Here is a 511-nt window from a genome sequence, read left to right as displayed (position 1 = left end):
CTCTGTTGCGTCCAAAATCCCATCATTGTCATAATCTATATCACATAAGTCACCTACTAGATCCCCATCAGCATCAGTAAATAGGCTACTAGTATTGGAACATCCCAAACATTCTACAGACTGAGTTGTAGAATCTTTGCTTGTTCCGATACTTTGAGCTACTCCACTTGTAATCAAAGCTAATCCGGAGGCGTCAACTCCTCCTGACAATCTTTGAGAACCTTCTAAATTACTATATGTATAATTTCCAGAACCTTCTAATGCATCTGGACAACCATCATTATCACTATCCAAATCTAAGTAATCAGCAACCCCATCTCCATCAGTGTCCAGATTTCCACCAGTACAACTTACAGCAAGTGTGCCTGTTGGATATGATCCTACAGCGGGTGTGCCTGATCCCACCACCTGAAGTGCAGTAAAGCCAGATTGTACAGCTGAAGTAGTTGTTCCTAAATCAAATTGGGCAAGAACGGCCCCATCATAAGCTCTTTTGATTACTATCGAATTC

1 protein-coding gene is annotated in these 511 nt (G+C 41.5%); it reads right to left on the bottom strand.

What is annotated here, in order from left to right; all coding sequences use genetic code 11:
• Positions 1–511, bottom strand: a 511-nt coding sequence (locus AC4AGG_RS16790) for a thrombospondin type 3 repeat-containing protein (RefSeq protein ID WP_489773169.1), incomplete at both ends; no start/stop codon positions are given.

It is taken from the genome of Chryseobacterium sp. CG10_8 (assembly GCF_058117085.1).
Note: the sequence above shows the minus strand (reverse complement) of the source record. Positions and strands in the feature narration are given on the sequence as shown.